This window comes from Mycobacterium sp. NPDC004974, assembly GCF_053600815.1.
This window is the reverse complement of record NZ_JBSGAQ010000014.1, coordinates 113,753-139,220: the sequence shown is the minus strand read 5'-3', so window position 1 is coordinate 139,220 and position 25,468 is coordinate 113,753. Positions and strand designations below refer to the sequence as shown.

Annotated in this window: 28 protein-coding genes and 1 pseudogene; 15 read left to right on the top strand and 14 right to left on the bottom strand. The window is 66.3% G+C overall.

Annotated features, from left to right (window positions below; translation table 11 throughout):
• The first annotated feature begins 4 nt into the window (after nucleotides 1–4).
• Nucleotides 5–940 (top strand): alpha/beta fold hydrolase, encoded by a 936-nt coding sequence (locus ACWEFV_RS26095; protein ID WP_450072319.1) that lies wholly within the window; start codon nucleotides 5–7, stop codon nucleotides 938–940.
• A gap of 17 nt (nucleotides 941–957) precedes the next feature.
• Here ACWEFV_RS26095 and ACWEFV_RS26090 read toward each other — a convergent pair whose 3' ends face one another.
• Nucleotides 958–1,431, bottom strand: coding sequence for a hypothetical protein (locus ACWEFV_RS26090; protein ID WP_450072283.1), 474 nt, complete (start codon nucleotides 1,429–1,431; stop codon nucleotides 958–960).
• 33 nt (nucleotides 1,432–1,464) lie between these two features.
• Between ACWEFV_RS26090 and ACWEFV_RS26085 the strand changes: the two genes are divergently transcribed.
• From ACWEFV_RS26085 to ACWEFV_RS26045, 9 genes are all read left to right on the top strand, one after another.
• The gene (locus tag ACWEFV_RS26085; RefSeq protein WP_450072282.1) at nucleotides 1,465–2,766 is read left to right on the top strand and encodes an NADH-ubiquinone oxidoreductase-F iron-sulfur binding region domain-containing protein; all 1,302 of its coding nucleotides are present in this window, start codon (nucleotides 1,465–1,467) and stop codon (nucleotides 2,764–2,766) included.
• On the top strand, nucleotides 2,763–2,984 hold the full coding sequence (locus ACWEFV_RS26080) for a ferredoxin (protein ID WP_135456756.1): 222 nt from the start codon (nucleotides 2,763–2,765) through the stop codon (nucleotides 2,982–2,984). Before ACWEFV_RS26085 ends, ACWEFV_RS26080 begins: the two co-directional genes overlap by 4 nt.
• A gap of 82 nt (nucleotides 2,985–3,066) precedes the next feature.
• Entirely contained in the window at nucleotides 3,067–4,722 is a 1,656-nt protein-coding gene (locus tag ACWEFV_RS26075) for a thiolase C-terminal domain-containing protein (RefSeq protein WP_450072281.1), read from the top strand.
• 48 nt (nucleotides 4,723–4,770) lie between these two features.
• Nucleotides 4,771–5,607: an alpha/beta fold hydrolase gene (locus ACWEFV_RS26070; RefSeq protein ID WP_450072318.1), complete on the top strand. Its 837-nt coding sequence runs from the start codon at nucleotides 4,771–4,773 to the stop codon at nucleotides 5,605–5,607.
• The gene (locus tag ACWEFV_RS26065; RefSeq protein ID WP_450072280.1) at nucleotides 5,607–6,425 is read left to right on the top strand and encodes an NAD(P)-dependent oxidoreductase; all 819 of its coding nucleotides are present in this window, start codon (nucleotides 5,607–5,609) and stop codon (nucleotides 6,423–6,425) included. The genes ACWEFV_RS26070 and ACWEFV_RS26065 overlap by 1 nt, the downstream gene beginning before the upstream one ends.
• Nucleotides 6,425–7,213 carry an NAD(P)-dependent oxidoreductase gene (locus ACWEFV_RS26060; protein WP_450072279.1) on the top strand — a complete coding sequence of 263 codons (789 nt, stop codon included), beginning with the start codon at nucleotides 6,425–6,427 and terminating at the stop codon, nucleotides 7,211–7,213. The genes ACWEFV_RS26065 and ACWEFV_RS26060 overlap by 1 nt, the downstream gene beginning before the upstream one ends.
• Nucleotides 7,214–7,362: 149 nt before the next feature.
• Complete coding sequence (locus tag ACWEFV_RS26055; protein WP_450072278.1) at nucleotides 7,363–8,565, top strand: cytochrome P450; 1,203 nt, start codon at nucleotides 7,363–7,365, stop codon at nucleotides 8,563–8,565.
• Nucleotides 8,562–8,762 carry a ferredoxin gene (locus ACWEFV_RS26050; RefSeq protein WP_135456767.1) on the top strand — a complete coding sequence of 67 codons (201 nt, stop codon included), beginning with the start codon at nucleotides 8,562–8,564 and terminating at the stop codon, nucleotides 8,760–8,762. Before ACWEFV_RS26055 ends, ACWEFV_RS26050 begins: the two co-directional genes overlap by 4 nt.
• 2 nt (nucleotides 8,763–8,764) lie before the next feature.
• Nucleotides 8,765–9,532, top strand: coding sequence for an alpha/beta fold hydrolase (locus ACWEFV_RS26045; protein ID WP_135456768.1), 768 nt, complete (start codon nucleotides 8,765–8,767; stop codon nucleotides 9,530–9,532).
• A 98-nt stretch (nucleotides 9,533–9,630) separates the two neighbouring features.
• Here ACWEFV_RS26045 and ACWEFV_RS26040 read toward each other — a convergent pair whose 3' ends face one another.
• The 5 genes and pseudogenes from ACWEFV_RS26040 to ACWEFV_RS26020 all read right to left on the bottom strand — a co-directional run.
• Nucleotides 9,631–10,548 carry an LLM class F420-dependent oxidoreductase gene (locus tag ACWEFV_RS26040; RefSeq protein WP_135456770.1) on the bottom strand — a complete coding sequence of 306 codons (918 nt, stop codon included), beginning with the start codon at nucleotides 10,546–10,548 and terminating at the stop codon, nucleotides 9,631–9,633.
• A 12-nt stretch (nucleotides 10,549–10,560) separates the two neighbouring features.
• Nucleotides 10,561–10,857 (bottom strand): DUF1330 domain-containing protein, encoded by a 297-nt coding sequence (locus tag ACWEFV_RS26035; protein ID WP_135456772.1) that lies wholly within the window; start codon nucleotides 10,855–10,857, stop codon nucleotides 10,561–10,563.
• Between the two features lie 15 nt (nucleotides 10,858–10,872).
• Nucleotides 10,873–11,067 carry a ferredoxin gene (locus ACWEFV_RS26030; RefSeq protein ID WP_135456774.1) on the bottom strand — a complete coding sequence of 65 codons (195 nt, stop codon included), beginning with the start codon at nucleotides 11,065–11,067 and terminating at the stop codon, nucleotides 10,873–10,875.
• Complete coding sequence (locus ACWEFV_RS26025; RefSeq protein WP_135460182.1) at nucleotides 11,067–12,347, bottom strand: cytochrome P450; 1,281 nt, start codon at nucleotides 12,345–12,347, stop codon at nucleotides 11,067–11,069. The genes ACWEFV_RS26030 and ACWEFV_RS26025 overlap by 1 nt, the downstream gene beginning before the upstream one ends.
• Nucleotides 12,348–12,482: 135 nt before the next feature.
• A pseudogene (locus ACWEFV_RS26020) lies at nucleotides 12,483–12,698 on the bottom strand (short-chain dehydrogenase); the annotation flags it as partial.
• 98 nt (nucleotides 12,699–12,796) lie between these two features.
• On the opposite strand from ACWEFV_RS26020, the gene ACWEFV_RS26015 reads away from it, so the two are divergent.
• Genes ACWEFV_RS26015 through ACWEFV_RS26000 form a run of 4 tightly spaced genes read left to right on the top strand, consistent with a single transcriptional unit; the run spans nucleotide 12,797 to nucleotide 16,789 of the window.
• Nucleotides 12,797–13,453 (top strand): TetR/AcrR family transcriptional regulator, encoded by a 657-nt coding sequence (locus ACWEFV_RS26015; RefSeq protein ID WP_210115552.1) that lies wholly within the window; start codon nucleotides 12,797–12,799, stop codon nucleotides 13,451–13,453.
• Between the two features lie 14 nt (nucleotides 13,454–13,467).
• The gene (locus ACWEFV_RS26010; RefSeq protein ID WP_135456776.1) at nucleotides 13,468–14,769 is read left to right on the top strand and encodes an acyl-CoA dehydrogenase family protein; all 1,302 of its coding nucleotides are present in this window, start codon (nucleotides 13,468–13,470) and stop codon (nucleotides 14,767–14,769) included.
• Nucleotides 14,770–14,801: 32 nt separating this feature from the next.
• Nucleotides 14,802–15,791 carry a phosphotransferase family protein gene (locus ACWEFV_RS26005; RefSeq protein WP_135460184.1) on the top strand — a complete coding sequence of 330 codons (990 nt, stop codon included), beginning with the start codon at nucleotides 14,802–14,804 and terminating at the stop codon, nucleotides 15,789–15,791.
• Nucleotides 15,788–16,789 (top strand): NADPH:quinone oxidoreductase family protein, encoded by a 1,002-nt coding sequence (locus tag ACWEFV_RS26000; protein ID WP_135456778.1) that lies wholly within the window; start codon nucleotides 15,788–15,790, stop codon nucleotides 16,787–16,789. Before ACWEFV_RS26005 ends, ACWEFV_RS26000 begins: the two co-directional genes overlap by 4 nt.
• Here the strand turns inward: ACWEFV_RS26000 and ACWEFV_RS25995 are convergent.
• Complete coding sequence (locus ACWEFV_RS25995; RefSeq protein WP_135456780.1) at nucleotides 16,746–17,102, bottom strand: limonene-1,2-epoxide hydrolase family protein; 357 nt, start codon at nucleotides 17,100–17,102, stop codon at nucleotides 16,746–16,748. The two genes, ACWEFV_RS26000 and ACWEFV_RS25995, sit on opposite strands and share 44 nt — an antisense overlap.
• Nucleotides 17,103–17,375: 273 nt before the next feature.
• On the opposite strand from ACWEFV_RS25995, the gene ACWEFV_RS25990 reads away from it, so the two are divergent.
• Nucleotides 17,376–18,497 (top strand): cytochrome P450, encoded by a 1,122-nt coding sequence (locus ACWEFV_RS25990; RefSeq protein ID WP_286175318.1) that lies wholly within the window; start codon nucleotides 17,376–17,378, stop codon nucleotides 18,495–18,497.
• 136 nt (nucleotides 18,498–18,633) lie between these two features.
• On the opposite strand, the gene ACWEFV_RS25985 is transcribed toward ACWEFV_RS25990, so the two are convergent.
• From ACWEFV_RS25985 to ACWEFV_RS25955, 7 genes are all read right to left on the bottom strand, one after another.
• Nucleotides 18,634–19,137: a hypothetical protein gene (locus ACWEFV_RS25985; protein ID WP_044524118.1), complete on the bottom strand. Its 504-nt coding sequence runs from the start codon at nucleotides 19,135–19,137 to the stop codon at nucleotides 18,634–18,636.
• A 14-nt stretch (nucleotides 19,138–19,151) separates the two neighbouring features.
• Nucleotides 19,152–19,805 (bottom strand): TetR/AcrR family transcriptional regulator, encoded by a 654-nt coding sequence (locus ACWEFV_RS25980; RefSeq protein ID WP_135456784.1) that lies wholly within the window; start codon nucleotides 19,803–19,805, stop codon nucleotides 19,152–19,154.
• A 116-nt stretch (nucleotides 19,806–19,921) separates the two neighbouring features.
• Nucleotides 19,922–21,070, bottom strand: coding sequence for an acyl-CoA dehydrogenase family protein (locus ACWEFV_RS25975; RefSeq protein WP_450072277.1), 1,149 nt, complete (start codon nucleotides 21,068–21,070; stop codon nucleotides 19,922–19,924).
• A gap of 15 nt (nucleotides 21,071–21,085) precedes the next feature.
• A complete protein-coding gene (locus ACWEFV_RS25970; protein ID WP_450072276.1) occupies nucleotides 21,086–22,243 on the bottom strand; it encodes a thiolase family protein in 1,158 nt (385 codons plus the stop codon).
• Nucleotides 22,244–22,260: 17 nt separating this feature from the next.
• Nucleotides 22,261–23,481 (bottom strand): CaiB/BaiF CoA transferase family protein, encoded by a 1,221-nt coding sequence (locus tag ACWEFV_RS25965; protein ID WP_450072275.1) that lies wholly within the window; start codon nucleotides 23,479–23,481, stop codon nucleotides 22,261–22,263.
• Nucleotides 23,482–23,512: 31 nt separating this feature from the next.
• Nucleotides 23,513–24,271, bottom strand: coding sequence for an SDR family oxidoreductase (locus tag ACWEFV_RS25960; protein WP_450072274.1), 759 nt, complete (start codon nucleotides 24,269–24,271; stop codon nucleotides 23,513–23,515).
• 13 nt (nucleotides 24,272–24,284) lie between these two features.
• Nucleotides 24,285–25,463 carry an acyl-CoA dehydrogenase family protein gene (locus ACWEFV_RS25955; protein WP_450072273.1) on the bottom strand — a complete coding sequence of 393 codons (1,179 nt, stop codon included), beginning with the start codon at nucleotides 25,461–25,463 and terminating at the stop codon, nucleotides 24,285–24,287.
• Nucleotides 25,464–25,468 lie beyond the last annotated feature (5 nt).

Here is a 25,468-nt window from a genome sequence, read left to right as displayed (position 1 = left end):
ATCGATGTCGAGCGAGATTCAGGTACCCCTCGGAACCCCGGAGCTCAAGCGGGGCGAGAAGACCATCGAGATCAACGGCGGCAACGTCGTCTACGAGATCCTCGGCAAAGAAGGCGATTTCATCGCATTGACGCCCGGCGGTCGGTTCAGCAAGGACATTCCGGGACTGCGCCCGCTGGCCCAGGCCCTGGTCAAGGGCGGTTACCGGGTGCTGCTGTGGGACCGGCCCAATTGTGGCCGCTCGGACATCCAGTTCTACGGTCAGAGCGAATCGCACATGCGCGCCGAGACACTCGCGGCGCTGATCACCAAGCTGGGTATCGGTCCGTGCATCCTGGCCGGCGGTTCCGGCGGGGCCCGCGATTCGATGCTGACCGCGATGCTCTACCCCGAGGTCGTCACCAAACTCGTGGTCTGGAACATCGTCGGCGGCGTGTACGGGTCGTTCGTCCTCGGCTCCTATTACATCGTGCCGAGCATCCTGGCCGTGCGCGGAGCGGGAATGAAAGCCGTTGCCGCCATTGATGAGTGGAAGGAACGCGCCGGCGAAAATCCGGCGAATCGCGATCGCATCCTGGCCCAGGACCCCGATGAGTTCCTCAAGCTGATGCTGCGCTGGCTCAACGCGTTCGTGCCGAAGCCCGGTCAGACCATTCCCGGTGTCGAGGACGAGATGTTCGACAACATCACCGTGCCGACGCTCATCATCCGTGGCGGCGAGAACGATCTGGACCACCCCAAGCGCACGTCCCTTGAGGTCAGCTGCCTGATCAAGGGTTCCAAGCTGATCGACCCACCCTGGCCCGAGGACGCCTGGGAACGCGCCGGGGAGGACCGGGCCTCAGGGAAGGTCAAGCGGTTCAACATGTTCGACACCTGGGTGCAGGCCGCCCCGGCGATCATCGAGTTTCTGGGGTCTACCTCCTCGGAGCCCAGGTGAGCGCAGTGCCGTCGCCCTCACACCGCCCGGATGTGCACCTCGCAGTTCAGCGAAGCCTCCAGGGCGGTGTGGACGCGGCTTTCCGGGATACGGGTCAGGTCGGCCTTGTCCAGGGTCACCGTCACCACATCCCAGCCTTCGTCATTGACGGATCGAACGATGTCACCCGACAGACCGAACCCGGCCAGCACACCGCGGGCGTCCTCGTCAGTACCGCGGCTGACGAAGGTGACCACCCCAGCCGTGGGCTCCGTACCAAACGCCTTGGCACACAGTTCCATCGCGATGGTCTGCAGCTCTCGTGCGTCGTCGCCGGCGATCAGCACCTCGACCTCGCGGCGATGCGCGGGCAGTCCGGCGAGCTGGTTGTCCAGCACTTCGGCCCCACGTTCGCCCAGCAACCCACGAAGCGTTGCCATGCCGTCGGATAGCTCCCGCGCCCCGAGCTCACCGGCCGGGTCGACGCCGACGCGCACCACCGCAGTTCTCATGCCGGTAAGCCTAACCGGGGACGGGATGTGACCATGACAGTCGAACTGACAGTCGCGGCATGGCCGGGCATCACCCCGCGCCTGCTGCGCGACGGGCCCGAAAGCCTGACCGACTATCAACAGGCCGGGGGCTATGGCGCCCTTACCGATCCGGACCAGTTACTGGACGAGGTGCAGGCCAGTGGATTGCTCGGCCGGGGCGGCGCGGCCTTCCCGATGGCGGTGAAGCTGCGCACGGTGCGCGACAACGGGCAGCAGGGCGCCCGCGCCGGGATCGGCACCGTGGTAATCGCCAACGGCGAAGAGGGCGAGCCGGCCTCGATCAAGGACCGCTGGTTGCTGCGCAACCGCCCGCATGCGGTGCTGGACGGCCTGCGACTGGCCGCCGGGATCGTCGGTGCCGACCGCACCGTGGTGTACGTGTCGGATCCATCGGCCGCCGAGAGCGTCGAGCGTGCACTCGCCGAGCTCCCTGGCGAGCTTACTGGTGTGGCGATCGAATTACTCACCGTCGCTCCGGGTTACGTCGCGGGCGAGGAGACCGCCGCCGTGCACGTCGTCAATGGCGGGCCGGCCAAGCCGACCGACAAGCCTCCGCGCCCGTTCGAGGAGGGGGTGGCCGGCAAACCGACGCTGATCAGCAATGTCGAGACGCTGGCCCACCTGGCCTACCTACACCAGCGCGGTGCGCAGGCGTTCCGCGAGCTGGGTACCGAGTCCTCCCCCGGCACCTTCCTGGCCACGATCACCGGGGCCGGGCGCGCCCCCGCGCTGTACGAACTTCCACACGGCATCGCCTTCGCCGACCTGCTGACCCTGCACGGGGTGTCCGCCGACAACGTCCGAGGGGTGCTGATGGGTGGCTACTTCGCCGGACTGGTCAACCACGACATCGTCGGGGCAACAATGGATCACGAGTCCGTACGAGCTCTGGGTAGCGGTTTGGGCTGCGGTGCGATCGGCATCCTCACCGATGACTGCCCGGTGGCAGTCGCGGCGTCGGTGCTGGCGTACTTCGACCGCGAGAACGCCGGCCAGTGCGGTTCGTGCTTCAACGGAACGGCCGCGATGGCGGCCGTGGCCACGGGCCTGCGCGACGGACTGGCCACGCAGGAAGACCTGGACCGCCTCAAGCGGTGGTCGGTGGTGTTACGCGGCCGCGGTGCCTGCGCCACGCTCGACGGCGCGGCCAATGTCGCGGCGAGCCTGCTGTCGCAGTTCCCCGACCTGGTGCAGCGCCACCTCGAAACAGGCTGTCAGACATGCCGTTCCGGTGCATTCACTGCCGATCGGCCGTATGAGGTGGAGTCCGTGGAAGCGGTGGTGGCGGTATGAAGGTCAAGCTCGATCGCACGTTGTGCGATGGCTTCGGGTTGTGCGCCAAGCACGCGCCGGAGTACTTCCCGCTCGACGACTGGGGGTACGCCTCGCTTCAGGGTGACGGCAATATCCCCGAGGCCGACGAGGACGCGGTCCGACGTGCACTGTTGGACTGTCCCGTGCACGCGATCATCGAGTTGACGGACACCCGCGCGCAGCGGGATGCCGGCTGAATGAAGACGGCTGGATCACCGATCCCGGAAACTGGTAACGTGATTCTCCACACAGAATAACCCGCTTACCACCGGAGTCGAGTTGTCACAGATACCGGGGCGTCCGCTCCCGACGGTCACCGCGCTCAACGAGTACTTCTGGACCGCGGGCGCCGACGGGGTGCTGCGAATCCAGGAGTGCCAGGACTGCAGCGCCCTCATCCATCCGCCACAGCCGGTCTGTCGCTACTGCCGCAGCCGCAACATGGGTGTGCGCGACGTGTCCGGCCGTGCCTCGCTGGCGGGGTTCACGGTCAATCACCGGTTCGGTTTCCCCGATCTGCCCCCGCCGTACGTGGTGGCCGAGGTGGCCATCGCCGAGGACCCCCGAGTCCGGCTGACGACCAACATCGTCGAGTGCGATTTCGACGACCTCAAGCTCGGGATGCCGGTGGAGGTCGACTTCCAGCACATCGAGGATGTCTGGCTGCCGGTGTTCAAGCCGTCGGCCGACACCACCGCAACCCCGCCGGTCGCCGAACCCGTCGCGCCCCAGGACGTCGCCAAATACGTCCGGCCGATGCTGACCAAGGAGAAGTTCGAGGACCACTCGGCCATCACCGGGATCGGGATGTCCAAGATCGGTCGTCGCCAGATGGTGCCGCCGCTGTCACTGACCATCGATGCCGCCGAAAAAGCGGTCGCCGATGCCGGATTGACGTTCGACGACATCGACGGCCTGTCGACTTACCCGGGGTTGGCAATCGCGGGCATGGGCGAAGGCGGCGTGACCGCGCTGGAGGGCGCACTCGGGCTCCGGCCGACCTGGATCAACGGCGGCATGGATACCTTCGGCCCCGGCGGCTCGGTGATCGCGGCCATGATGGCGGTCGCCACCGGAATGGCCAAGCACGTCTTGTGCTTCCGCACGCTGTGGGAGGCCACCTTCGGTCAGCTGGTCAAGGAGGGCAAGATGTCCCCTCCGATGGGTGGCCGCAGCGACAATTGGCAGCATCCGTTCGGGTCGACCTCGGCCGCACACACCTTGGCGCAGAACGCCGGTCGTCACTTCGACCGGTACGGCACGACGCGGGAGACCCTCGGCTGGATCGCACTCAACCAGCGCGCCAACGCCGCACTGAACCCGACCGCCATCTACCGCGATCCCCTGACCATGGACGACTACCTGTCGGCCCGCATGATCACCACGCCGTTCGGCCTCTACGACTGCGACGTACCGTGCGACGGCGCAGTGGCGGTGATCGTCTCGGCCGTCGATGCCGCGCGCGATCTGGCCAAGCCGCCGATCCTGTTCGAGGCGGTGGGCACCCAGATCATCGAGCGGCTCGACTGGGACCAGACCACGCTGACCCACGAACCGCAGGTACTCGGCCAGAGCGCGCACATGTGGTCGCGAACCTCGTTGCGCCCCAGCGATGTCGATGTCGCCGAGCTCTATGACGGATTCAGCTTCAACTGTCTTTCCTGGCTGGAAGGGCTGGGCTTCTGCGGCATCGGAGAGGCCAAGGACTTCCTCGACGGCGGCCACAATATCGCCCGCGACGGCCTCATCCCACTCAACACCCACGGCGGGCAGCTCTCGCACGGCCGCACCCACGGGATGGGCCTGATCCACGAGGCCGTCACCCAACTGCGCGGCGAGGCGGGCGAGCGTCAGGTCGCCGATGCCCGTGTCGCGGTGGCCAGCAGCGGCGGCCTGACCCCGAGTGGTGTGCTGCTGATGCGCAGGGACGACTAGGCCGTGACACCGACGGCGAGCAAGGCCGATCCGCACCCCCGGGTGGTGATGGTCGACGGCGTCCCGATGTCAGCTCTGGTCGCCGAGTCCCCCGACCCGCGCGCCGTCGTCGTCGCATTGCACGGCGGGGCCACCACGTCGGCCTACTTCGACTGCCCCGGGCATCCGGAGCTGTCGCTGGTGCGCATCGCTGTCGACCGGGGCTACACGGTCATCGCCCTGGACCGCCCGGGCTATGGCGCATCGGCGGCCTATCCCGACGCCATGGCGCGGCCTGAACAGCGGGTCGCGCTGGCGTTCGGCGCAATCCAGCGCATCGCCGGTGCGGCGGGCCTGTTCGTACTGGGCCATTCGATGGGCTGCGAGCTGGCCCTGTACCTCGCGGTGCAACGGCCCGAGGTGCTCGGAGTGTCACTGGCCGGCACCGGCCGCCGGTATCACCCGGGTGCACAAGAGCTGCTGAAGGACGCCTCACCAGTGAACCGGCCGCGCGGTCTGCGTGAGCTGCTGTGGGAGCCGGCCCGGCTCTACCCGTCGAACGTGATCGGCGCCGGGTTGTCCGCGGGCGGCACCGCGTACGAGGGTGATGTCATCAAAAGCTGGGCGCGGCAGGACTTTCCGGCGCTGGCCGGACAGACGACAGTGCCGGTGCAGTTCCTTGCCGGCGAGTACGAGAACGTGTGGGAGTCCGATGCCGAGGCACTGGCCGGGATCGGTGCGATGTTCACCGCCTCGCCCCGGGTCCAGACCGGTGAGCTCGCCGACAGCGGGCACAACCTCAGTGTGGGGCTGACCGCCGCGAGTTATCACGGCAAGGTGTTGTCGTTCGCCGATGAGTGCGTCGCCGACAGCGCGCGCACCGAAGTGGAAGTGGAGGCAGGTTGATGCGAGTCGGATTTATCGGGCTGGGCAGCCAGGGCGCGCCGATGGCCCGGCGGATCGTCGAAGGCGGCTTCGAGACCACCCTGTGGGCCCGGCGCCCGGCGTCCCTCGAACCGTTCGCCGACACCGGGGCCAAGACCGCGGGCTCCCCCGCCGAACTGGCCGCCGCCAGCGATCTGGTCTGCCTGTGTGTGGTCGGCGACGACGACGTCCGCCAGGTACTAGACGGCGAGAACGGTGTGCTGGCCGGACTGGCTTCGGGCGGCGTTATCGCCATCCACTCCACGGTGCACCCCGACACCTGCCGCGAGATCGCAGAAAAGGCTGCCGCCCAGGGCATTTCCGTCGTCGACGCCCCGGTGAGCGGCGGCGAGCCCGCCGCCTCGGCCGGCACCCTGCTGGTGATGGTCGGCGGCGACGAGGAGGTTGTCGAGCGAGTGCGGCCGGTGTTCGCCACCTATGCCGACCCGATCGTGCACCTCGGCGGGATCGGTGCCGGCCAGGTCGCCAAGATCCTGAACAACCTGCTGTTCAGCGCCAACCTGGGTGCCGCCATGAGTGCGCTGGAACTCGGTGAGGCGCTGGGGGTTCCGCGCCAGGCGTTGTGCGAGGTGATCTCGCGCGGCTCGGCCACCAGTAAGGCGCTCAACAGCATCGCCATGTTCGGCGGGACGCTGGACAACCTGGCGCCGATCGCCGGGGCGCTGCTGCAGAAGGACTGCAGGCACGCCGCCAGCCTGGCCGACGATGCCTCGGCCCCGCAGGGGGCAGTCTTCGACGCGGCGGACAATGCCCTCGCCATCATGAACCATCCCCGCTGATGCGCGTCGGTTTCATCGGCGCCGGCCGGATGGGCGCTCCGATGGTGCGCCGCCTGACCGACGCCGGACACCGCGTGCGGGCCTTGGGCCGCGACGACGAAAAGCGCGCTGCGGTAGCCGAACTCGGCGCCGAGCCGGCGGCCACGCCGAACGAGGCGGTCGCCGACGCCGACGTCACGATCGTCTGTGTGTTCACCGATGAACAGGTCCGGCAACTCTGCCCGGATCTGATCGACGAGATGCCGCCAGGTTCGGTGCTCGTGCTGCACACCACCGGCAGCCCCCGCACTGCCGAGATCCTCGCGGAGCGCGGGGCCGCCCGCGGCATCGCTGTCGTCGACGCCCCGGTCAGCGGCGGACCGCACGACATCGCGGCCGGGACTGTCACGGTGTTCGCCGGCGGTGACGAGGAGGCAGTGGCGCGGGCCCGCGAGGTGCTGACGTCCTACGCCGATCCGGTACTGCACGTCGGCCCGGTCGGCGCCGGACAGCGGGTGAAGCTGGTGAACAACGCGTTGTTCGCCGCGCAGATCGGCGCCGTGGCCGAGGGCGTGCGCCTGGGCGATCGCCTGGGCATCGACGAGGCGACACTGCTGACCGCGCTCACCCACGGCAGCGCGGCAAGCCGCGCGCTGGGCGGTATCGCCGCCACCGGCTCGGCGGACGCCTTCATCGCGCGGGTCGGCGAGTTCATCGGCAAAGACGTGGCCGTGGTGCGCAAAACCGCGTCTGAACTGGACAGCGACCTGGGCCGGCTCGAGGGCCTGCTCGACGCCGCACTCAAGTGACCCCAGCCTGCCGTCACGACCTGATCAGCAGCCATTTTGCGCTTTTCAAACACCACCAAAAGGATTACTGTTAGCGTTACAGTTCAACAGTTTCCCGTAACGTTTCACGACACTTCCGGCCCAGCCCGCCGCGAAGGAGGAGCCAGCCAATGACCAAGGCCCAGGTGATCTTCGATCCGTTCTCCGAGGAGTTCTTCAACAACCCGTTCGACATGTACCGGCGGATGCGCCAGGACGCGCCGCTGTACTACAACGAGGACTCCGACTTCTATGCCCTGACCCGGCATGAGGACGTGTCGGCGGCATTGAAGGATCACGAGGCGTTCTCCTCCTCGCGTGGCTGCGATCTGGCCATGGTGCAAAGCGACGAGCCGCCGCAGAAATCGATCATCTTCATGGATCCGCCCGATCACCGGCACATGCGCAGCCTGCTGAACAAGGCATTCACCCCACGCATGATCCAGTCCCAGCGCGACACGGTGGTGGAACAGATCGACTACCACCTCGGATTGATCGATTCCGACGAATTCGATGTGGTCCAGGATTTCTCGGGTCCGTTCCCGGTCGAGGTCATCACCCGGATGGCCGGCGTCGACCCGGAGTACCGCCAGCAGGTCCGGCACTGGATCGACACCAGTCTGTCCCGCGAACCCGGCCAGATCGGTTACTCGGAGGCCGGCATGCAGGCCAACATCGACACCGGCATCTACTACTACGGGCTGGTGCAGAAGCGCCGCGAGGACCCGCAGGACGACATGATCAGCCGGCTGATCGCCGCGGAGATCCCCGGCGAGGACGGTCAGATGCGCCGCCTCGACGACATCGAGATCACCGGGTTCGCCACCCTTCTCGGTGGTGCCGGCGCTGAGACCGTCACCAAGCTCGTCGGTACCGCGATGGTGCTGTTCGCCCGCAACCCCGAGCAGTGGCAGAAACTGCTCGACGACCGCGAGAAGGTCCCGGCGGCGGTCGAGGAGTTGCTCCGCTACGAGGGTCCTGTGCAGTACAACGTCCGCTACACCCTCAAGGAAGCCCACGTGCCCAGCGGCACCATCCCGGCGGGCAAGGCGGTGTTCCTGATCAGTGCCGCGGCCAACCGCGATCCCGACGCGTTCACCGATGCCGACACCTTCGACATCGAGCGCGACCGCACCGAGGCCCAGAACTTGGGGCTGGGCTACGGCATCCACAGCTGTCTGGGGGCCGCGCTGGCCCGCATGGAGAGCGCCGTCGCGCTGGAGAAGCTGCTCGACTTCATGCCCCGCTACGAAGTGAAATGGGATCAGCTGCAGCGGGTTCACATGCAGAATGTGGCGGGCTACTCGCATGTGCCGGTCAAGGTTCTGCGATGACCAAGAAAGTTCACGTCGACTTCGAGATCTGCGAGAGCAACGCAGTCTGCATGGGGATCATCCCCGAAGTGTTCGAGCTCGACGATCAGGACTACCTCCACATCCTTCAGGAGGATGTAACGCCCGAGAACGAGGCGCTGATCCGCGAAGCGGTACGGCAGTGTCCCCGACAGGCCATCTCGATCAAGGACGAGTAGGCGTGCGGTTCGTCTTCGTACACGGCGGTTTTCATGCGGCCTGGTGCTGGGAGCGGACCGTCGCCGAGTTGCAGAGCCTGGGACACGACGGCGTCGCGGTGGACCTGCCCGGCCACGGCGCCCGGGTAGCCGAGGAATCAACCCTGGCCAACCGCCGCGCCGCGATCGTCGAGGTGATGCAGCCCGGGGATGTGCTGGTCGGACATTCCGGCGGCGGGTTCGACGCCACCCTGGCCGCCGATGCGGCCCCGGAACTGGTGGGCCACATCGTGTATCTGGCCGCGGCACTGCCCAGAGAGGGCCGGACGTATCCCGAGGCCATGGCCATGCGTTCGGCTGAGGACGAATTGGGTGGCGAGTTCGACGGTGATGTCGGCGAGATGCTGGGTTACCTGCATTTCGACGAGGAAGGCGCGATGCACTTCGCCGACTTCGACGGGGCGTGGCGTTACTTCTACCACGACTGCGACGAGGCAACGGCCCGTTGGGCTTTCGATCGCCTCGGGCCCGAGCGATTCGGTGACACCACGGTCACGCCGGTGTCGGTGCCGCAGTTCTGGGCGGCCGATCTGCCTCGCAGCTTCATCCGTTGCCTGCAGGACCGCTCGATGCCGCAATGGCTGGCCGACACCGTCACCCAACGTCTCGGTGTCGAACAGCTGACCATCGACGCATCGCACTCGCCGTTCTTGAGCCGTCCGCGCGAGCTGGCCGAGCTGCTGGTGCACGCCACGACGACCACGCCGATCGCCGCGCTGACACCGGCCTGATTCGCCGGCCTGATTCCCTGCCTCACCGCGCCGTTTTCGACGCCCGGGTCGTTTCGAACGATGAAGCACGACCCGGGTGTGGAAATCGGTGGCGCAGGCTAAGCGGCGATAACCGTCTTCCCGAATTTCTCGGCGGCCTCCAGCGCATGCGCCAGACTGTCACCGGGCAGGGTGACGTGCAGCCAGGTCACCCCCAGTGCGGCGAGCTTGTCCACGCCGGCCAGGTAGACCTCGGCGTCGAAGTCGTCATCGCCGGGGCTTCCGCCCTCAAAGTTGTTGAACACGATGTCGATTCCGTCCGGATCGCGACCTGCCGCGGCCAACCGCGCCCGCAGATCCTCGATGCCTGCGGCCAGGGCTTCCAGTGAATCGATCGCCGCCGTCCCCGCGGTCTTGGCGAGACCCGCCGGCGCGGCAAACGGGCACCAGCCGTCGCCGTGCCTGGCCACGCGTGCGCGTGCGGCAGACGTATTGCCGCCGATCCAGATCGGCGGATGCGGGCGCGCCGCCGGCCGCGGGTGCGCGGTGATACCGCGGGCACTGAAGTTCTTGCCCTCGAAGATGTAATCGTCAGTGGTCCAGATGCCGCGGATCACTTCGAGCGCCTCGTCGAACAGTGCAGCGCGCTCGTCATAGGAAACCCCGAGCGCGGCGAATTCCCGCTTGAGGTAACCGACTCCGACGGCCAGGGTGAACCGGCCGCCGGACAGCAGGTCCAGGGTGGCGCCGGATTTGGCCACCACGAACGGGTTTCGATACGGCAGCACCACGATGTTCGGCACCAGGCGCAGCGTGGTGGTGTGTGCCGCGGCGAAGGCCATGGCCACGAACGGGTCCACCGCATCGTGACCGCCGGCGTCGAGCCAGCGTTGTGACGGAGCGGGATGGTCGGTGAACCCGAAGCCATCGAAACCCGCCGCTTCGGCCGCAGCCGCCATCGCCGCAACTCCGCTGCCGCTCACCAGGTCCGGGTGGTAGGGGTGAGTGTGCATCGGGTAGGTGATGCTGTATCGCACTGCGGCCGCCGATCAGGCAGGGAAGCCGGAGAGGATGACGCCGTTGCACTCCGCCGCACGTGCGCGAACCTTGGCTGCCGCCTGGTAGGCGTCGGAGTAGTACCACTCGCGTGCGGCGTCGACCGACTCGAACTCCAGCACGACGGTCTGGGTGCCGTGCCAGGCACCCTCGATGACTTCCGGTTTCTGGTCGACGGCCACGATCGTGGCACCGCCCATCGCCTTCGACGCCAGCTTCGCGTACTCCCCCATCCCGGCCAGGTCCTTGATGTCCTCGGTGATGATGACGTATCCCTTGGCAGCTGCCATGTCGAAACTCCCTCTCTAGTCTTTTATTTCGCTGATCGCCCGCTCCGGGCAGTTCTCTATCGCCTCACGCGCCGCACCCTCAACGCCGGCGGGAACTTCTTCCGGGTCGGCCACCGCCCAACCATCGTCCGACATCTCGAAGACCTCGGGACACAGCGTCAGGCACATGCCGTGGCCGGCACAACGGTCCTCGTCAACCTGGACCCGCATCAGGTGTCGAACTCCAGGTGCAGCTCGGTCAGCCCGCGCAGGATGAAGGTGGGGATGTAGTTGTAGCGCCGGTCGCCGTCCGAACCGTGTTCGGCCTCGGAGATCCGGATGTCGGTGGTCCGGTCGAGCAACCGCTCGATACCGACACGGGTCTCCGCGCGCGCCAGCGGGGCACCGGGGCAGCTGTGGATACCGCGGCCGAAAGCCAGGTGCTGGCGGGCATTCTTGCGCGCCGGGTCGAAGGTGTCGGGATCCTCGAAGCGCCGCGGATCGCGGTTGGCCGCACCGTTGAGCACCATCAGCGTGGTGCCGGCATTCAAGTCGGTGTCACCGATCGTCACCGGGCAGCGCGACAGCCGGAAGTCACCCTTGACCGGGCTCTCGATCCGCAGCGCCTCCTCGATGAAGTTCGGGATCAGACTGCGGTCGGCCCGAAGCCGCTGCTGGATCTCCGGTTGTTCACCCAAGACCTTCAGCGCGGTGCTGAGCAGGCGCACCGTGGTCTCCTGCCCGGCCGAGAAGACATTGGTCGCCACCCGAGCGACATCGCCGACGTCGGGGATGCTGCCGTCCGGGAACGTGGCCTCGGCGAGGCCGGTGAGGACGTCGTCGCGGGGGTTGGCCCGGCGATCCGACACGTAGTCGGAGAACTGTCCGTAGAGGAACTCCAGCGGGCTGTGAGACAGCGATTCCTTGCTGGTGCTGCCGATTCCGCCGCCGGAGTTCTGCTTGATGCCGTTGACGAAGCCTTCGCGATCCTCCGGCGGGATACCGAGCAGGTCGGCGATCACCAGGAGCGTGAACGGGCCGGCGAAGCCCTTGATGAACTCGCCCCCACCCGGCGCCAGGTAGCTGTCGAGCACTTCATCGGCCAACTGCCACATGGCGTCCTCGTTCTCCTTGAGGCGCTTGGGCGTGATCAACCGCATCAACAGCGAGCGGTGATCGGTGTGGGTGGGCGGATCGAGCGTCGGCAGCTGATCGCTGAACGGCAGATCGTTGCGGTGCTTGTCGATGAGCGCGGTCACCTCTTCGGCGCTGCGCCCCTCCAGCGGGACCGGGAACCCCGGGAACGGCCCGGTGACCGAAAGGCAGGACGAGAAGGTCTCCTCGTCGTTGTAGACCTGTACGGCTTCGTCCCAGCCGGTCACCATCGTCACGTTGTAGTGGTCTTCACGGGTTACCGGGCACTTGTTCCGCAGCGCCTCGAAGAACGGGTACGGGTTGTCGACCAATCGTTCATCGCGAAAAAAATCGATACCGGTTGGGTCGATCGCCATCAGCTGCTCCCGTTCCAGCCACACGTATGAGAATGTGGCTCTCATCTATGAATAGATAGATTTCCACAGCACCGGTGAAGCGTCAACGACGCACCCCGACCTATCAGCGACAAGCAGCAAGAATAGTATTCTCTACTAGCCACCGCGCATCCTCAGTCTGCCGTCGGCGGCGATCAACTGGCCCGGTGATGAAGCCCGCTCCGTCGCTGGCCAGGAACACCAGAACCGGCCCGAGGTCGCGGGCCGGATCCCCCAGCGCGCCACCCAGCGGGATCGTCATCTTCATCTGCTGATCTACGACTTTCGCCATCTCGGCCCGAGGAATTCCGATACCCGAGGAGCCGCCGGTGACCAGAATCCGACGGCCGTCCAGGGGTTGGTTCATAGGGAGATAGTTAGACAAACGTCAACTATTTTCAAGAGCTGAATCCGTTGCTAAAGTGCCGTATATGCCCAAGGCAACCACAACCGATGTTGCTGACAGCAGTCAACGTCGCGCGTCTTTCCAACGGGCCCGCTCGCACCGGACCAAGCGCGATCTGGTGCAGGCCGCGATGGCACTCTGGCGCACCAACGGCTACGCGAAGACCACGGTCGCCGACATCTGCCGGGCCGCAGGGGTGTCCCGGGCCCTGTTCTACTTCTATTTCCCGGCCAAAGAGGATGTGCTGTTCGAGGTGGGCCTGACCTCCACCCGGCTGGCGCAGAAGCGGGTGAAATCGCTGCTTGTCGGCGACTACGACATGACAGCTGTCATCACCGAGGCACTGCGCAGCCTCGAGCGGTCGATGGCGCGTAATCCACCCGAGCTGATCGTCGAGACGATCCTGGAGGGGTACCGGCACGAGCACCGGATCCTGGCCGGCGACGTCGATCCGGATACCCAGGACGCCGACATGTTCGGCGAGTTGTTCAGCCGGGCCCAGGCCGACGGCAAGCTCGGCGCCCACGTCGACGTGTCCCACCTGTCCCGGCTGGCCCAGATCCTGGTCAGCGAGGGCGTCCGGCACTGGGCCGGCGGGGGTTTCGGCCACCGCTCGTTCACCGACGTCGTCGCGCGTGACATCAACGCGATGATCACCGGCTTCAACACCACCAACAACTAGATCGGAGGACCCCGATGGCGTGGGATTTCGAGACCGACCCGCAGTATCAGGAACTACTGGACTGGGCCGACGAATTCGTCACCGAGCAGGTCGAGCCGCTCGATCTGGCCTGGCCGCACCTGCAGTTCACGCAGCTGGAGGGCAAGCGTCGCGAGGCGATCGATCCTCTCAAGGCCCAGGTGCGCGAAAAGGGGCTTTGGGCAACGCATCTCGGTCCGGACCTCGGCGGGCAGGGCTACGGACAGCTCAAGCTGGCACTGCTGAACGAGATCCTCGGCCGTTCGCAGTGGGCTCCGATCGTGTTCGGTTGTCAGGCCCCCGATACCGGAAACGCCGAGATCATCGCGCACTACGGGACCGAGGAGCAGAAGAAGCAGTACCTGCATCCGCTGCTCGAGGGTGAGTTGTTCTCCTGCTATTCGATGACCGAACCGCACGCCGGTGCCGACCCGACACTGTTCACCACCAGCGCGGTACGCGACGGGGACGACTGGGTGATCAACGGGTGGAAGTTCTTCTCCTCCAACGCCGCAACGGCCTCGTTCCTGATCGTCATGGTGGTCACCAATCCTGAGGTCAGCGCCTACCAGGGCATGTCGATGTTCCTCGTGCCCACCGACACCCCCGGCGTCGAGATCGTCCGCAACGTCGGGCTGTACGGCGAACCCGACAACGCCGGCAGCCATGCGTTGATCCACTATGACAATGTCCGGGTACCTGCCGAGGCACTCCTGGGCGGCGAAGGGCAAGCGTTCGTGATCGCCCAGACCCGGTTGGGCGGAGGCCGGATTCACCACGCGATGCGCACGATCGGCCTGGCTCAGAAGGCGCTCGACATGATGTGCGAACGCGCCCTCAGCCGTGAGACGCAGGGCAGCCGTCTGTCCGACAAGCAGTTCGTCCAGGGCTACATCGCCGACTCCTATGCCCAGTTGCTGCAGTTCCGGCTGATGGTGCTCTACACCGCGTGGGAGATCGACAAGTACAACGACTACAAGAAGGTCCGCAAGGACATCGCCGCGGTCAAGGTGGCGATGCCCACCGTTCTGCACGACATCGCCTGGCGGGCAATGCAGATCCACGGCGCGCTCGGCGTCACCAACGAAATGCCGTTCCTGGGCATGGTCACCGGCGCCGCGGTGATGGGGTTGGCCGACGGCCCGACCGAGGTGCACAAGACCACGGTTGCCCGGCAGGTTTTGCGCGACTATCAGCCGACCACCGATACCTGGCCTACCGAGTGGATACCCCGCAAGCGCGAAGCCGCGAAGGCGAAGTACGCCGAATTCCTGGAGGCTGAGGTGGGCAATCTGTGAGCGAGATTGACACCGCGCGCCTTGCCGACTGGATGGACAACGCCGGGCTGGCGGGCAAGGGCGAGCCGCTGGAGGCCCGCTTCCTGTCCGGCGGAACCCAGAATGTCATCTACGAGATCCGCCGCGGCGAGCACACCTGCGTCCTGCGCATGCCGCCGGCCGGGGCCCCGCCGGACCGGGACAAGGGCATCCTTCGGGAGTGGCGCATCATCGAGGCGCTCGACGGCACAGACGTCCCACACACGACCGCGGTCGGGGTGTGTGCCGATCCAGAGGTACTGGGCCGGCCGTTCTATCTGATGGGATTCGTCGACGGGTGGTCCCCGATGGACACCCACGGGAGCTGGCCCGAACCGTTCAACTCGGATCCGAGTACCCGGCCCGGACTGAGTTATCAGCTGGCCGAAGGCATCGCGCTGCTGTCCAAGGTCGACTGGCAGGCCAGAGATCTGGGTGATCTCGGTCGGCCCGACGGCTTCCATGAACGCCAGGTCTCCCGCTGGATCGGGTTCCTCGACCGGATCAAGAACCGCGAGTTGCCCGGGCTTGAGGTGGCCACGGACTGGCTACGGGCCCACAAGCCCCTCGATTTCGTCCCGGGCCTGATGCACGGGGACTATCAATTCGCCAACGTGATGTACCGCCACGGCGCCCCGGCCACCATGGCCGCCATCGTGGACTGGGAGATGGGCACCGTGGGTGATCCGAAGCTGGACCTGGCTTGGATGGTGCAGTCGTGGCCTTCCGATCCCGACAATCCCGAGCCGTCCGAGATGGGCTACGTGGACATGCGCGGGATGCCCTCTCGTGACGACGTCGTCGCGCACTACGCGAAGGTGTCCGGACGTCAGGTCGACGACCTCGACTACTACCTGGTGCTGGCCAAGTGGAAGCTGGCGATCGTGTTGGAGCAGGGTTTTCAGCGGGCCGGCAACGACGAGAAGCTGCTGGCCTTCGGGCCGGTGGTAACCGACTTGATGGCATCGGCCGCCGAACTCGCCGAGTCCAGCGACTACCGGTGAAGGCCGCGGTCTGCCCCGAGTACGGGCCACCGGATGTGGTCCGCATCGAGGAACTCCCCTCTCCCCCGATCGCGTCCGGCCAGGTACGCGTCCAGGTCGGTGCAGCCGCGGTGAACTTTCCCGACGTGCTGCTTGTCGCCGATCAGTACCAGATCACGGTGCCCGTACCGTTCATCCCGGGTAGCGAGTTCGCCGGGGTGGTGACCGAAGTAGCCGGTGACACTGACGGTTTCACCGTCGGCGACCACGTGACCGGCACCGGGTTGTTCGGTGCGTTCGCCGAACAGGTGTGTGTCCCGACTGCCGGACTGGCCCGGATCCCCGACGGCGTGGACGACCGCACCGCGGCAGCCTTCGGAGTCGCCCACCGCACCGCCTATCACACGCTCCGATCCGTGGCCCGGACCCGACCGGGCGACGACGTGATCGTGCTGGGAGCCGGCGGTGGTGTGGGCCTGGCTGCCGTGCAGCTCGCGACGGCGCTCGGCGCTCGGGTCACCGCGGTGGCATCATCGGACGAAAAACTCTCCATTGCAGAACAATACGGCGCGGTCTCGCTCGTCAACCACACCCGGGGCGACCTGCGCACCGCACTACGAGAGGCACTCCCCGACGGCGCCCACGCGGTGCTCGACCCGGTCGGCGGCGACCTGTCCGAGCCGGCGCTGCGGGCGTTGCACCGCGGCGGCCGGTTCGTGACGATCGGCTACGCCTCGGGTGTCATCCCCCGGATTCCACTCAATCTGGTTCTGGTCAAGGGGATTCAGGTCCTCGGCTTCCAGTTCCAGGACATCGCCCCGGACGAGTTCACCCGCAACGAAGCGGAGCTAGGGGAACTGTTGGCCACCGGGACCGTACGCCCGCACATCGGTGCGGTGTATCCGCTGGCCGAGACCGCCGCGGCGCTTCGTGAAGTAGCCTCCGGGAAAGCGGTCGGCAAGGTCGTGATCGAGCTCAGGAGTCCTTCGGCGGATAGAAGTACTCCCGCCAGGCCGTGATCTTCTCGCCCTGTACCTCATAGGCGCCCATCACCGGCCAGCTCATCTGCTTGCCGTCCACGATCCAGTGATCGCGCCGTTCCATCAACACGACGTCCCCGGCTACGGCGAGGTGCAGGATCTCGAGGTCTACACACTTCCCGCCGGCGAAGAACCCCTTCATCATTTCGTGGATCGCATCGCGCCCCGCGAGCTTGGGCCAGTCGGGCCCGATGTCGAATGTGGCGCCGTCGGCGAAGTGACTCATGACTTCGTCGACGTCGTTGCGCCCCCATGCGGCGATCTCGGCGCGCACGATCTCCTCAGCGGTCATCAGTCCCCCGTCGGCCGTTGTGACAGATATTTACACTAGCCCGGCGGAGTGTAATTCCGATAGACATCGTTTCGTAGCCATATCGGCACTTCAATCCGCAACAGCCAGTAGCGAATTCGATCCATGGCCACCCGCGAACGGCCGAATCCTTGACCGGGCTACCCTCAGCCTGCTAAGCAGGTGCACAGCCCATTCAATCTGGTCAGGAGATCAGCCGTGCCCACGTCGACCGAAGCCGATCTGTACTACGACCCGTACAACATCGAACTCAACATGAACCCCTACCCGGTGTTCGCCCGGATCAGGGAGGAAGCCCCGCTCTACTACAACGAGCAGCACGACTTCTATGCATTGAGCCGCTTCGATGATGTCAACAAGGGCGTCATCGACCACGAGACGTTCATCTCCGGTCGCGGTGCGCTGCTCGAGATCATCAAGTCCGGCATGGAGATCCCGCCAGGAACATTGATCTTCGAGGATCCACCGATCCACAACATCCACCGCAACCTGCTGTCGCGGGTGTTCACCCCGCGCAAGGTGCTGGCACTGGAACCGCAGATCCGCGAATTCACCGCACGCTGCCTCGATCCGCTGGTCGGGACGGACAAGTTCGACTTCGTCAACGATCTCGGCGAGCAGATGCCGATGCGGGTCATCGGCATGCTGCTGGGCATCCCCGAAGACCGGCAGCGGGCCATCACCGACCACGGTGAAGCAAGCCTGCAGGGCACGACGGTTGACGCGCTGGCCACCGGCGAAGTGTTCGCGGAGTTCATCGACTGGCGGACCGAACACCCGTCCGACGACATCATGACCGACCTGCTCAACGCCGAGTTCACCGATGAGACCGGCACCGTGCGCACGCTACGCCGCGACGAGTTGCTGCTCTACCTGACCGTGATCGCCACCGCCGGCTCCGAGACCACCACCCGGCTGATCGGCTGGGCCGGCAAGACACTGGCCGAGTATCCCGATCAGCGTCGCGATCTGGTGAACAACCCGGACCTGATTCCGCAGGCGATCGAGGAGATCCTGCGATGGGAGCCGCCGGCCCTACAGATCGCGCGCTACGTCTCCCGCGACGTCGAGTACTACGGCCAGACCGTGCCGGAGGGTTCGGCGATACTGATGCTCGTCGGCGCGGCCAATCGCGATCATCGCCGGTTCGCGCCCGACGGTGACGTGTTCGACATCCACCGGGAACATCACTCGCACATGACGTTCGGTGCGGGTACGCATTTCTGCATGGGTAACGCGCTTGCCCGGCTGGAAGGCCGCATCGCCTTGGAGGAGATCCTCAAGCGCTTCCCGGAATGGGAAGTCGACTGGGCCAACGCCAAACCGTCGGAGACTGCGGCGGTGCGGGGCTGGGCCGCGATGCCCACGTTCGTCTAGTGCTCGTTTGACATCGAGTCTGCGCACAGATCGCGAATTTGGCGGTTTTCGCGATCTGTGCGCAGTGTCGACGATCTGTGCGCAGGGTCGAACTCCGCTGCGCAGAAAGTGATCTGCGGTCGGCAGAAAAGCTCCGTCAGCTGGCCGGAATCAGGTCAGCGGGCACCGAGCGGCTGATCATCGTGCCGCACCGGAATGCCTCGGTGGTCCCGACGACCTTGGCCTCCGGATCGTTGACAGCCGCGAGTGCCTGGGCCTTGAAAGCACGTGCGGCAGCGGATAGTTCGTGACGTACGGGATCGACGCTCAGGTCCGCCGGACACTCGTCGCCCCACAATGTCACTTCGGTGTGACCCTGCTCCAGCGCGCCCAGGACACCGCGCCGCACGCGCTCATCGGTATTGAACAGATCGGCGGCCACCGCGACGGTCTGCGGATGCGGGCGGTCTTCCCAGGACTCCAGCACAGACTCCAGGGGCATCGTCTCCACCCCGAGAATCGCCAGCGGACGGACATCCTCGTCGGCACCGATCAGCACGGTGACATCCCACCCTGCCATCACCCGGTCGACCAGCCAGCCACCGGCGAACCGGACCGCGTCGACCACGCAGGGGGCAACCACATCAAGCCGATACCGCATGTCGTCCTCCAATCTCACTGGACGGCCGCCCCGTTGCGGCCGGCCGGCTGCTCGATATCCCGCCCCAGCATCTCCGCGTAGCTCTTGAACACGTCCGTCAACGGGAGCGAGGGATCGAGTAGCCATGAGGTCTCCATTCCATTGATGAATGCCAGGATTTCCACGGCCTTGGTGGCCGCGTCGAAGTCGGAGCGATAGCGGCCGCTGAGCTGGCCGCGGATGATGATGTCGGCGACGATGTCGCGGGCCGCCTGCTGTCGTTCCAGCAAACGATCGTGCAGTGGGGCGTCGGGTTGGATGTTCTCCACCAGCAGGACCGTGAACGTGCCGACCAACTCGGGCGCCCGGACGAAACGCTCGGCCACCCGCTTGATCTCCTGAGCGAGATCACCGGAGCGGTCGGCGTGGATGTCGTCGTCGTGGTCGCGCGCATCGAGTACCGCGTTGAGCAGTTGCTCCTTGGACTCGAAATGGTGCAACAGGCCGGCCGGGGTGACGCCGACCTCCCTGGCGATCTGGGCCAGCGAGGTGTTGCGCCAACCGTTGCGCGCCAGCAGCTTCTCGGCTGCGGAAAGTATCCGCTGCCTGCGGTCTTCCCCCTTGGCCAGGAGCGTCTCGTAGGGCCTCGCGCCCTCGGACTGCCCCTGTAAACCCGAAACCGAAGCCACCGGACTCCTTCGTCGAACCAACCTAGTGAACACACAGTAAGTTGGTTTGGCCGCTGTGACAAGCATCTCAGGGAAAGAACTTCCCTGCGGCCGTCACAACCGACGGATAGGCGCGTTCAGAGCCCCAGCGACTTCGCGATGATCACCTTCATGACCTCGCTGGTCCCGGCGTAGATGCGGGCCACCCGGGCATCCGTGTACAGCCGCGCGATGGGGTACTCCATCATGTAGCCGTACCCGCCGAAGAGCTGCAGGCAACGATCGATCACCCGCGCCTGCATCTCGGTGCAGAACAGTTTCACCCGGGCCGCATCGGCACCGGACAGCTCGCCGTCGACGTGCAGGGCCACCGCCCGGTCGAGCATCGTCTGGGCCGCTTCGACCTCTGTCGAGCACGCCGCCAGTTCGAACTTGGTGTTTTGGAAGGACGCGACCGGCTGGCCGAACGCTTTGCGGTCTTTGGTGTAGCCGATCGCCGCGGCGATGGCCGAGCGGGCCTGGGCCACTGAACCCACGGCCACGGTCAGGCGCTCCTGGGCCAGGTTGTGGCCGAGGTAGCTGAACGCCTCGCCCTCCTCCCCCAACACGTTGGCCACCGGCACCCGCACATCCGTGAACGACAGCTCCGCGGTGTCCTGCACCTTGCAGCCCATCTTCTCCAGCTCGCGGCCCCGCTCGAAGCCCGCCATGCCGTCCTCGACGACCAGCAGCGTCAACCCCTTGCGCCGGTTCTCCGGGTCGGTGGACGTCCGGGCCACCACGACCACCAGATCGGCCTGGATACCGCCGGTGATGAACGTCTTTGCGCCGTTGAGCACGTACTCGTCACCGTCGCGAACCGCGGTGGTGCGCATGCCGGCCAGATCCGACCCGGTCCCCGGCTCGGTCATCGCTACCGCGGTCAGCAGCGTGCCCGCCGCCAGCCCGGGGAACCAGCGCTGCCGCTGTTCTTCATTCGCGTAGTGCAGGAAGTACGGCAGGATCACCTCGAGCTGCGTGCGCACGGTCGACAACGTCACCATGGCGCCGGCGGCCTCCTCCTGGAGCACCACGTTGTACCGGTAGTCGTCGATGCCCGCGCCGCCGTACTCCTCGGGGATCGCCATGCCGAGCATGCCGAGTTCACCCATGTGCTTGAAGACGTCGCGGGGCATCCGGCCGCCCTTCTCCCACTCGGGATAGGCAGGGACGACTTCCTTTTCGATGAAATCGCGTGCGAGCTCGCGGAATGCCTCGTGGTCCTCGGTGAACAGATTACGTTGCACTACTTCTCCCTCGCGTCAGTCGATGAGCTCGACCAGCGTGGCGTTGGCGGTGCCGCCGCCCTCACACATGGTCTGCAAGCCGTAATGAATTCCGTTGTCGCGCATGTGATTGATCATCCGGGTCATCAGCACCGCACCCGACGCTCCGAGCGGGTGCCCCAGCGCGATGGCGCCGCCGAGCGGGTTCAGTTTGGCCTCGTCGGCGCCCGTCTCGGCGAGCCAGGCCAGGGGCACCGGGGCAAAGGCCTCGTTCACCTCGAACACACCGACTTCGTCGAGGCGTACGCCGGCCTTGTGGAGCACCTTCTCGGTGGCCGGGATCGGCCCGGTCAGCATCAACACCGGATCAGCGCCTGTCACCGCACCCGCGCGGTACCGCGCGATCGGCGAAAGACCCATCGTCACAGCACGTTCCTCGGTCATCACCAGCAGCGCCGCGGCACCGTCGGAGATCTGCGAGGAGTTGCCCGCGTGGATCACCCCGTCCTCGGCGAATGCGGGCTTGAGCCCGGCCAGTTTCTCCACCGTGGTGCCCCGACGCACGCCTTCGTCGGCGACCACAGGGTCCAGCTGATCGGCCGGATCGGGAAACACGGTGATCATCTGGTCCTCGAAGGCACCGCGGTCCTGGGCCGCCGCGGCCCGCTCGTGCGAGGCAACGGAGTATTCGTCCAGCTGGGTCCGGCTGAAGCCCCACTTCTGCGCGATCATCTCGGCCGAGATGCCCTGGTTGAACCCGAAATCCCGGTACCGCTCGAACACTTTCGGCCCGTACGGAGTGCCGGTGGCCCGGGCCGCCCCCAGCGGGACGCGGCTCATCACCTCCACCCCGCCGGCGACCACCACGTCCTGCTGGCCCGACATCACGGCCTGGACCGCGAAATCCAGTGCCTGCTGGCTCGATCCGCACGCCCGGTTCACCGTGGTGCCCGGGATGTGCTCGGGCCACCCGGCGGCCAGCACCGAGTAACGGCCGATATTGCTGGATTGATCGCCGACCTGCGAGACGCAGCCCCAGACCACGTCGTCGATGATGTCGGGGCTGATGCCCGCCCGCTCCACCAACGCATTGAGCACCAGCGCCGACAGGTCGGCGGCGTGGAATCCGGACAGTCCGCCGTTGCGCTTGCCGACCGGGGTGCGGACGGCCTCGACGATGACGGTTTCACGCATGGGGTTCTCCTCTACAACTAAGACTGGTAGGCCGGGCCGATTGCGCCCTGCTCCCGCAGGGAGGCGATCTGCTCGGCACTCAGGCCGATCCCGCCCAGGATGGCATCGGTGTGCTCGCCGAGCCCCGGCACCGCACCCATACCCAACTCCATGCCGCTGATCACCGGCGGCGGGAGCAGGGCCGAAATCTCCCCGTTGGGGGTGCCGACCTGACGCCACCGGTCGCGCGCTTTCAGGTGCGGATGCGTGATGACCTCACTGGGCAGGTTGTATCGCGAATTGCCGATCCCGGCGTCATCGGCGGTCTGCTGAATGTCATCGAGATCATGCTGGGCACACCAGGATTCAATGGCCTTGTTCAGCTCATCCCGATGCGCACAGCGGTCGGAGTTGGTAGCGAAGCGCGGGTCGTCGGCCAGATCGGGCCGCTCGATGATCTCTCGGGCCAGCCGCTGCCATTCCCGGTCGTTGGTGGTTCCCAGCACCACCGTCTGCCCGTCGCGGGTATCGAACGCGCCGTAGGGCGCCACCGCCGGCGAACTCATCCCCAGCGGAATCTGGTCGATCCCGGAATGCTGGGTGTAGGCCAGTTGGTATCCCATGATGTCGGTCATGGTGTCGAACAGGCTGACCGCCACGGCGGGTGCGGCACCGGTGTCGCCCGTGCGCGCCCGGCCGAGCAACAGCGCCATGATGGACAGCGCCGAATACAGCCCCGTGGTGATATCCGCCACCGCCGCACCGGGTTTGGCCGGCATCCCGGCATAGCCGGTCGACGCGCACGAACCGGACTCGGCCTGCACCAGCAGGTCGTAGGCGCGCTTGTGCGACAAGGGCCCACCGGGTCCGTAGCCGTCGATCTCCACCGGGATCACCTGAGGATGACGCACCTTGAGGTCCTCGGGCCCGAGCCCCAGGCGCGCGGTGGCGCCGGGGGCGAGGTTGGACACGAAGGCGTCGGCACCGTCGAGCAGCCGGTGCAGCACCTCCAAGCCCTCCGGCGACTTCAGATTGAGGGCGATCGATTCCTTACCCCGGTTGGCCCACACGAAATGGGCCGCCTGGCCTAGCACGACATCGTCGTAGTCGCGGGCGAAGTCGCCGCCCTTGGGGTTCTCGATCTTGATCACCCTGGCGCCGAGGTCGGCCAGCACCCGGGTGCACATCGGCGCGGAGACCGCCTGCTCCATCGCGATGACGGTGATACCGGCCAACGGTAGGGAGGAGCAGTCCGTCATCGGTGGTTCGCTCGTAAACTCGCTCACAACGTCACATAACCATGCCGCCATCGACCGGGAGCACCTGCCCGGTGATGTACGACGCGGCATCGGAGGCCAGGAAGACGAACGCGCCCGCGACCTCGTCGGCCTCGGCCCACCGCTTGAGCGGGATGCGGTTCATCATGTTGGCCGCGAACTTCTCGTTGGTCCGGATGGTCTCCGTCATCGGCGTGGCCGCCAGCGGCGCCAGCGCGTTGACCATGATGTTCTTGGTCGCCAGCTCACGTGCCAACGACTTGGTGAACCCGATCAGGCCGGCCTTGGCCGCCGAGTAGTTGACCTGCCCCAGGGTGCCGGTGATCCCGGCCGACGAGGTGACGTTGATGACGCGACCGGTTCCGTCGGTCGGCATGTGCGGCAGTGCGGCCTGCGTGACATGGAAGGTGCCCATCACGTGGATGTCGAAGGTGACCCGGAATGTCTCGTCAGTCAGCTTCGGAAACATCGCCGGGGAGGTGACGCCGGCGTTGTTGACGACGATGTGCAGATTGCCCTCGCCGAGGGCTGCGGCCTGCGCGGCGGCGGCCACCGCGGCATCACGGTCACTGACGTCCAGCGCCGCGCTGTCGGCTTTGCCTCCCGCGGTGTTGATCCGGTCCGCGACCGCGGCCGCGGCATCCCCGCTGATGTCGGTGACGAGCACCGCGGCGCCGGCTCCGGCCAGCGCCTCGGAAACCGCGGCGCCGATCCCGGCGCCGGCCCCGGTCACCAGCGCCGAACGTCCGGCCAGGTCGAAATAGGTTCTCATCGAACGGGTCTCCTCAGTAGCTCTTGGGCAGGCCGAGAACGTTGGCGGCGAGGAAGTTCAGGATCATCTCCTGACTCACCGGTGCGATCTTCATCAGCCGGGACTCGCGGAAGAACCGGGAGATGTTGTATTCCTCGGAGTAACCCATCCCGCCGTGGGTCTGCAGCGCACGGTCGGCCGCGGAAAACCCAGCATCCGCACACAGATATTTGGCCATGTTGGCCTCACGTCCACATGGCTTGCCGTTGTCGTAGAGCCAGGTGGCCTTGCGCAGGATCAACTCGGCGGCGTCGAGCCGGGCCAGCGAATCGGCCAGCGGGAACTGGATGCCCTGGTTCATGCCGATCGGCCGGTCGAACACCACCCGCTCGTTGGCGTACTTGACCGCACGGTCCAGCGCTACCCGGCCGATGCCGAGGGCCTCGGCCGCGATCAGCATCCGCTCCGGGTTGAGCCCGTGCAGGATGTACTTGAACCCCTTGCCTTCCTCGCCGATGCGGTGCTCGGCAGGCACCCGCAGATCGTCGATGAACAGCTCGTTGGAGCTCACCGCATTCCGGCCCATCTTGTTGATCGGACGGATCTCGACATGATCGCGGTCGAGGTCGGTCAGGAACAAGGTCAGACCCTCGGTCGGCTTCCCCCCGCGCTTCTGGACGTCCTCACGGGACTCGGTTCGGGTGAGCAGCAGGATCTTCTCGGACTCAAGCGCTTTGGAGATCCACACCTTGCGGCCGTTGACCACATAACTGTCGCCATCGCGCTTGGCGAACGTGGTGATGCGCGAGGTATCCAGGCCGGCACCGGGTTCGGTGACGCCGAAGCACACATGCAGATCGCCGTTGACGATGCGCGGCAGGGTGGCCGCCTTCATCTCCTCGGAGCCGAATACGACCACCGGCTGCATCCCGAAGATCGACATGTGAATCGCGCTGGCGGCGTTCATGGCTCCGCCCGACCGGGCCACCTCCTCAGCCAGGATGGTGGCCTCGGTGATGCCGAGGCCGTGCCCGCCGTACTCCTCGGGGATGGTCATCCCGAGCCATCCCCCGCCGGCGATGGCGTCGTAGAACTCCTGCGGGAACTCGTGGGCCTGGTCCTTGGTCATCCAATAGTGATCGTCGAACTTGCCCGCCAGCTCCGCAACGGATTTGCGGATCAGCTGCTGGTCCTCGGTCAGCTCGAAGTTCATACCGC